We start from the raw sequence: 6,649 nt of genomic DNA on the forward strand, positions 1-6,649 counted from the left end.
TTAAAATGGTCTTTACGGCTTGAAACCCTTACAGATAGTACTTGTGTGTACACCGTAGCCTTGCTAAGGGGAGGGTTGGGGAGGGGTCTTGTCTATGTGTCGCATTCTTTTTTCAAATTGGTATAATTTACGAAAATCAAGCATTATAAATTGCGGAAAGCTTTTTGTTGAGTTTGTAGTAGTTATGTAAGAATTTAGAATGATTCAAAAATCTCATCTGTGATGAATGATGTGATTTTCAAACTGATTAATTCTGAATTTTAACAGTACTGTTACAAATAATAAAAATGAAATCTAATCGATTTTGGGTTTTTGCGTTTTGGTTTTACTTTGGAATTTTAATGTCCATTTCTATATCAGCCTACCTAAAAATTATTCCAGTTGAGCTTCCTCAATTCCCGTATTTCGATACAATAATGCATTTCTTGTTGTTGGGAATTGCTGCATACTTGGGACACCTAGCATTAAATAAACGTAAAATTGAAATATTTAAGATTTCACTGCCATTGACACCATTTATTGTCATCTTTTTTTGTATCGTTGACGAAATCATTCAATTATTGACACCCCATCGCAGTTTTGATTTAGTTGATTTAGCTGCTGATTTCTTCGGTGTTGTACTATTTACTTTTTTGGCAGAAATACAAAACCTGCATAAATCTCAAAACAATCAAATTTGAAAAGTAGTGAATATTTATCTAAAATCACCCAATCAGGTGAGTCACTTGGGTGAAGTTAAACAAAAGTAAATATAATATCTTGAGGCTATAAATGGTGAAGAAATACACCAATTTGTAGCCTTAAAAATTAGGAAGTGGATAAATGAGTGTCAACCAAATTTGTGGAGAATTATCAAATCAAATTTATGTAAATTTGGGTAAAATCTTTTTGGGACGAATGATAGCGGGACATAGCAGCAGCTATCATGAAGAATTAGGCGATCGCAAACTTTCACTTTTTGCTAATCTCCAAGGTAAAGTATTAGAAATTAATCCGCAAAATGGCTCTAATTTACCATATTATCCTAGCAATATCGATTTAATAGCTATTGAACCAAGCTTACAAATGCATTCTTCTCTACGAAAACAAGCAAAAAAACTTGGTTTAAACATCGATATCCGCTTTGGTAATGCTGAATGGCTAGATGTTGAAGATAACAGCGTCGATACCGTTGTTGCTACCTTTGTTTTATGTTCTGTGCCGAATATCAACTATACATTACAGGCAATTTTAAGAGTGCTTAAACCAGGTGGACGCTTGTTATTTATTGAACGTATCGCTGCACCCAAAGGAAGTTTTTTCCGAAAAATACAAAATACAATTAGTCCCATTTGGAAAACTTTAGCCACTAATTCTTATCGAGATAGGGAAATTGACTTTGCTTTAGAAAATGCTGGTTTTACTAGTGTTAGTTATGAGCAGTTTCAACTGGGATTGTTTATGCTGAGTCAGCATATTATTGGTGTAGCTACAAAATGAACAAGTAAGTTTTTAATAATTATTTTTTGGGAATATAAAGTTAAGTTTTCAATATTACGTGGAGAAAAATCGAACCGCAAAGTACGCAAAGTACGCAAAGAGATAAGAGTTGAAGTAGGTAGCTATGATTAAACAAGTTGCAAGTAGCAAGTATAGTTTTGTAATGGGTATTTGAACGCCACGACAAAATTTGCTGGTTATAAAACTGGGGGACTTAAACCCGCAGAATTTGTTAAATCTCAGAAATTATTGTTTCTGTGCGGCGGGGTCGAGTCTATGGTGCAAATGCTGATTCTCTCGTCAACCCGGCCGATATCCTTCTACACAAGGGTTTCAGGGTTTTTCGCCTCTGTTTTTTCTCTGGAAACAGCCTTCGGTTTCTACCCCGTCGCAAATGGCGTCTGGACATTAGGTGGTGTCAGGGTTTAAAGTAGTAGGGGCCGCTTCTCTTCTGAGAAGTGGAATTAATGGAAACATAAATATTGCTGGTTCCACCACACCTTTAGATGGCTATGTAGCCGCTTCTCTTCTGAGAAGTGGAATTAATGGAAACGCAAGCACTCCTCTTCATGAGGGTACTCGGAGATATTTGGCCGCTTCTCTTCTGAGAAGTGGAATTAATGGAAACTTTTTGCTGATAAATTGAGGGCGGCCTTTCTCGAAAATTGCTACCACTACAAAGCCGCTTCTCTTCTGAGAAGTGGAATTAATGGAAACTCTTTGGTGACTAATGGACAGCCAATACAACCAGTACGCGCCGCTTCTCTTCTGAGAAGTGGAATTAATGGAAACTGAAAATGAACATTACGTTTTCCTCGTTTTATTACTAGTTGTAAGCCGCTTCTCTTCTGAGAAGTGGAATTAATGGAAACGATTTAGAAGAAGTTAGTAGAGTTAACTTAGCTTCAAGAGCCGCTTCTCTTCTGAGAAGTGGAATTAATGGAAACTATTGGTATGGAAGCATAACTGCTCTGAAGTAGCCCTCGTCTGGCCGCTTCTCTTCTGAGAAGTGGAATTAATGGAAACGTAATAGAGTTAGTTGAATCATCAAAGCTAAAGTCGGCCGCTTCTCTTCTGAGAAGTGGAATTAATGGAAACCGCCTAGTGCCGAGTAGCGCTTTGGATTCCTAGACAGCCGCTTCTCTTCTGAGAAGTGGAATTAATGGAAACGACAACCAATTGGTATCTGTGGCCGCAGGAACAAGGGCGATCGTGCCGCTTCTCTTCTAAGAAGTAGAATTAATAGAAACCAGCAATCTTTCTTCCATACCAACATTACCCTGCAAGCCACCTGTGTGTACCAGCAGCAAACTTTTGCCTTTAGCAAAAAAACCCTGCTGTAATAAATCCATCACGCCATAAAACATTTTGGCAGTATATACGTAATCAAGAGGTACATTGTGCGCCGAGCTAAATTCTTGGCTGAATCGTAGCAACTCCTGATTGACTTTTGCATAGCCGCCGAAGTGATAATCACACATTAATTCCCAAGAAGCAGGAGAATTATATGGACTCGGTAAATCAGAGGCGAGGTAATTTGTCAAGAGATTTTCGATTTCTTTTCCTAGAAAATTGCCATTTTTCAACACCGGAAAAGCGATCGCTTTTTGTCTTTGATTTAATGAAAGCGCAATTCCAGCCAGCGTTGTTGCAGTGCCGCAGGCTAGGCAAATATAGTCAAAGGCGTAGCCATCTGTAGACATCCCTTGATTAATTATCTCTGTACAACCGCGCACACCGTTTAAATTATTACCACCTTCAGGAATGATAAACACCTCACCAAAACGCTGTTGCAGATATTCATGAAACTCTGCTGTGTTGCGTTGTCGATACATCTGGCGCGAAACATACACAAGTTCCATACCCTGCTGCACAGCAAAACTCAAGGTTGGATTCAATGGTAAATTTTCCTCACCACGAATTACGCCGATGGTATGAAATCCCAAAAAATTACCGGCGGCTGCGGTTGCATAAATGTGATTAGAATAAGCGCCGCCAAAGGTAAGCAGCTTAGTGAAATTTTTTTGCTTTGCTTCTAATAAATTATATTTCAACTTATACCATTTATTCCCATTAACCCACGGGTGCATAACATCAAGGCGTAGCACACACAATTTAACACCAGCTTCACGGGTAATTTTGCTGTTGATTTGTTGAATCAATGGAGGAATAAATATTAATGACATAAACAGCAAATTGCAACTTTGTGAGGTACAGGTAATTGTAAGGGCGAACGACTGTACCCTGCGGAAAGGCAGAGCCTACGCCCTTACGCTTGTATTTGTATCATTTATAAAGTGAAATGGTATGACACCTTTCCATTGAAGGATTTTTCGTCATTCCATCCGATGTAGAGACGTAGCAATGCTACGTCTCTACTTTTGCGCCTTCAACCCAAATACACGATTTTCCTTTGCACCCTTGCGCCTTTGCGTGAGATTATCCTTAACCGAACCCCATAGCCCTACTTGCTGTTTCCTATGTTTTTGAACAAAGTTAGGCTCTAATTACTTGTTGTTCGGGTTCGACTAACTAGTGGTTCATCGCATTAGTTACAAGGGGTAAATAAGTTTGTAGTTAGGACTTTAGTCCTTGATTTTTCAGCACTAAAGTGCTTACTACAAACTCATCAAAATTAATGACATAGACCACTAGTGGTTCATCGCATTAGTTCTGATGGGTAAACTCATTCTTAATTTTTCTTTCTTTGCGCTCTTTGCGCCCTTTGCGGTAGCCTGCGGCAAGCCGCTCCGCGTCTACGTTTATTAACCCAGCAAAATTAATGCGATAGACCACTAATTATTAAGTACATCAAATCTAATGGTAGTAGATGCCCAATCTTTGAAATCGGGTGCTAACCAGACTAGCTTGCAGAGAATTTCGTCATTAACCCACAATACCAAGGGAAACTTAAACTGTTTGCGAAACTCATCTCGCATGATGTTGGTGCTAATGATTAATTGATTAATTGCCTCTACAGATTCTAAGCCTCGTACCATTAAAGCTTCGGGTTGAGTAGCACCAATTTTATTGGCAATAGGGGTGTACAACGTATCTGCTGCTGATGTCAGCTGGATTTCGGGAATGTCGGTTGATGAAAATTCTGTTAACCAATTCAGGACTTGCTGCTGTCTTTCAATGCTGTTACAACACGCTAAAATCAGTGAAAACTCTCCAGCTGCAACCATCATCGCCCTTGCCAATCTTTTGGTAGTTGCTGCGCTGTTAACTGTAGTGTTTTCCGAACTAGTTAAGCCGATCATTTATAAAATCCTGCTTTCAAATTAAAAATAGCGGATCGTTATTCAGTTATTCTACTCTATTGATTTTTACTCAAAAGTGTTAAAGGATAATTTTTACTATCTTTATGGAAAGAATTTTAACATAATTTTATACTGGCTTCAAATAATTAGAGTATTGTGAACTATTGCAAATTTACAATTCAAAATTAATGTGAAGACAACATCAATATTTGATTTAAGAAAACCAGAAAAGCCTAAAATGAGGACTTTCATGATTACTTTATCCTCTATAGATTTTCGTATCTGTGAGCAATTAAGTAATTTTGTATTTAAATTTTGTTAAAATATATACTCAGCATAAGTCTAATAACAAGTATTGGCAAGTGGGAGAAAATTCATACCAATTTCGGGGGCATAGTTAGCGTGTTCTTTAGTTTTTAGCTTATTCAAAGAGAAAAATCTTCCTCCATTGGTTCATAAGACTTCTTGCAGAAGTGGGGAAAAGGGGAAAGGGGAAAGGTTTCAAATACATCCTTTACCCCTTACCCTTTAACTTTTTCCCAGACCACAACAGAAGTTCATACTGCTTATCCGAACCGTATTGAGTGTCATCCTTTTGATAGAACTATAAATTAAAGATGTCGCCCCATTAGTCAGAGGACACGGTATTTTTCGCTTTCTAAGATTGGTTCAGAACGTCAGACCATAACAAGTCATGTACGATCTGGAGGGAAAATGCAACACGATGAGTTTATTGGACAGGTGCAAAATCGTGCGCGTCTGAGTTCGCGTGGTGACGCAGAACTAGCAACCCGCGCGACTCTAGAGACGCTAGCAGAAAGGTTAGCTGGAGATGAGCCTTTCAATGCTGCTGCCCAGCTGCCAAGAGGCATTGCAGAATACATGCGACATGAATATGCAGGTGCTGGAGAACGCTTTTCTATTAATGAATTTTTTGAGCGAGTAAGTCAAAGAGAAAGTGTGCAGCTGCCAGATGCTGTTCATCATGCCCGTGTAGTTATTGAGGTATTGAGTGAAGCCATTAGCACAGGCGAAATCGATGATATTCGCTCTCAACTGCCATCAGAATTCGATCCGTTGTTTGAAGCAGGTAGTAAAGGACGAATGCGGATAAATACTTAAAATTTTTGTCAATTCATTAGGAGTGTTACACCATGCTATTTAAAAACAGGAGGTTTGCAGGCCAAGTTTTAGCTCAGGAGTTAGCTGCTTATGTTAATCGTTCAGATGTTGTGGTTTTAGGGTTACCAAGAGGTGGCGTACCCGTAGCCTTTGAGGTTGCTCAAGCCTTAAATGCTCCCTTAGATGTTTTGGTAGTACGTAAATTGGGTGTACCCGATAGAGAAGAATTAGCAATGGGAGCGATCGCTCCTGGTGGTGTGCGGATACTCAATAGAAATATTATCAACATGGTGAACATCTCCGACGAAGTAATCGCCAGGGTAGCAGTGCAAGAAGAACGAGAGTTACAGCGTCGAGAAAACCTTTATCGAGGACAGCGTCCTTTTCCAGACTTACACGGACGCACCGTCATCTTAGTAGATGATGGCTTAGCCACAGGTGCAACCATGTGGGCTGCCGTTGTGGCTGTGCGAAAACATCAACCAGCTGCCATTGTCATTGCTGTGCCCGTAGCCGCACCTGAAACTTGTCAACAGTTAGAAACTGAAGTAGATCAAATCACTTGCGTCTCTTCACCCAGCCCTTTCTACAGTGTTGGTCTTTGGTACGAAAACTTTCCTCAAACTACAGATGAAGAAGTCCGAGAATTACTCACAACAGCAACAAAGAATGGTGAAGCATTATTTACTGGGTGAGTGTTGATTGTTGACTGTTGACTGATGACTGTTGACTGTTGATTTGTGAGTTATTATTCTCCTCTGCCCCATCTCCCCCATCTCCCCCAT

General features: G+C 39.4%; 5 protein-coding genes, 1 pseudogene and 1 CRISPR repeat array. Of the genes and pseudogenes, 4 read left to right on the top strand and 2 right to left on the bottom strand.

Annotated elements, in window-relative coordinates:
• Positions 1-341 precede the first annotated feature (341 nt).
• Both GNE10_RS30295 and GNE10_RS30300 read left to right on the top strand, forming a co-directional pair.
• Entirely contained in the window at positions 342-680 is a 339-nt protein-coding gene (locus GNE10_RS30295) for a VanZ family protein (RefSeq protein ID WP_311774896.1), read from the top strand.
• A gap of 142 nt (positions 681-822) precedes the next feature.
• A complete protein-coding gene (locus tag GNE10_RS30300; protein WP_185569494.1) occupies positions 823-1,479 on the top strand; it encodes a class I SAM-dependent methyltransferase in 657 nt (218 codons plus the stop codon).
• Between the two features lie 439 nt (positions 1,480-1,918).
• A CRISPR array of direct repeats spans positions 1,919-2,729; the repeat unit is 36 nt; unit sequence GCCGCTTCTCTTCTGAGAAGTGGAATTAATGGAAAC.
• 3 nt (positions 2,730-2,732) lie between these two features.
• Here GNE10_RS30300 and GNE10_RS30305 read toward each other — a convergent pair.
• Both GNE10_RS30305 and GNE10_RS30310 read right to left on the bottom strand, forming a co-directional pair.
• Positions 2,733-3,665 (bottom strand): annotated as a pseudogene (locus tag GNE10_RS30305) (1-aminocyclopropane-1-carboxylate deaminase/D-cysteine desulfhydrase); the annotation flags it as partial.
• A 609-nt stretch (positions 3,666-4,274) separates the two neighbouring features.
• Complete coding sequence (locus GNE10_RS30310; RefSeq protein WP_185569496.1) at positions 4,275-4,742, bottom strand: hypothetical protein; 468 nt, start codon at positions 4,740-4,742, stop codon at positions 4,275-4,277.
• A 714-nt stretch (positions 4,743-5,456) separates the two neighbouring features.
• Here GNE10_RS30310 and GNE10_RS30315 point away from each other — a divergent pair.
• Positions 5,457-5,864, top strand: coding sequence for a DUF2267 domain-containing protein (locus GNE10_RS30315; protein ID WP_099072684.1), 408 nt, complete (start codon positions 5,457-5,459; stop codon positions 5,862-5,864).
• 32 nt (positions 5,865-5,896) lie between these two features.
• The gene (locus GNE10_RS30320) at positions 5,897-6,559 is read left to right on the top strand and encodes a phosphoribosyltransferase (protein ID WP_185569498.1); all 663 of its coding nucleotides are present in this window, start codon (positions 5,897-5,899) and stop codon (positions 6,557-6,559) included.
• The last annotated feature ends 90 nt before the right edge of the window (positions 6,560-6,649 follow it).

The organism is Nostoc sp. 2RC, from assembly GCF_014222165.1.
Lineage (GTDB): Bacteria > Cyanobacteriota > Cyanobacteriia > Cyanobacteriales > Nostocaceae > Nostoc > Nostoc linckia.

What these genes read in the sequence shown, in the direction of transcription:
- GNE10_RS30315 (WP_099072684.1), top strand. Translation starts at nt 5,457, where the DNA reads ATGCAACACGATGAGTTTATTGGACAGGTGCAAAATCGTGCGCGTCTG.
- GNE10_RS30310 (WP_185569496.1), bottom strand. Translation starts at nt 4,742, where the DNA reads ATGATCGGCTTAACTAGTTCGGAAAACACTACAGTTAACAGCGCAGCA.
- GNE10_RS30300 (WP_185569494.1), top strand. Translation starts at nt 823, where the DNA reads ATGAGTGTCAACCAAATTTGTGGAGAATTATCAAATCAAATTTATGTA.
- GNE10_RS30320 (WP_185569498.1), top strand. Translation starts at nt 5,897, where the DNA reads ATGCTATTTAAAAACAGGAGGTTTGCAGGCCAAGTTTTAGCTCAGGAG.
- GNE10_RS30295 (WP_311774896.1), top strand. Translation starts at nt 342, where the DNA reads ATGTCCATTTCTATATCAGCCTACCTAAAAATTATTCCAGTTGAGCTT.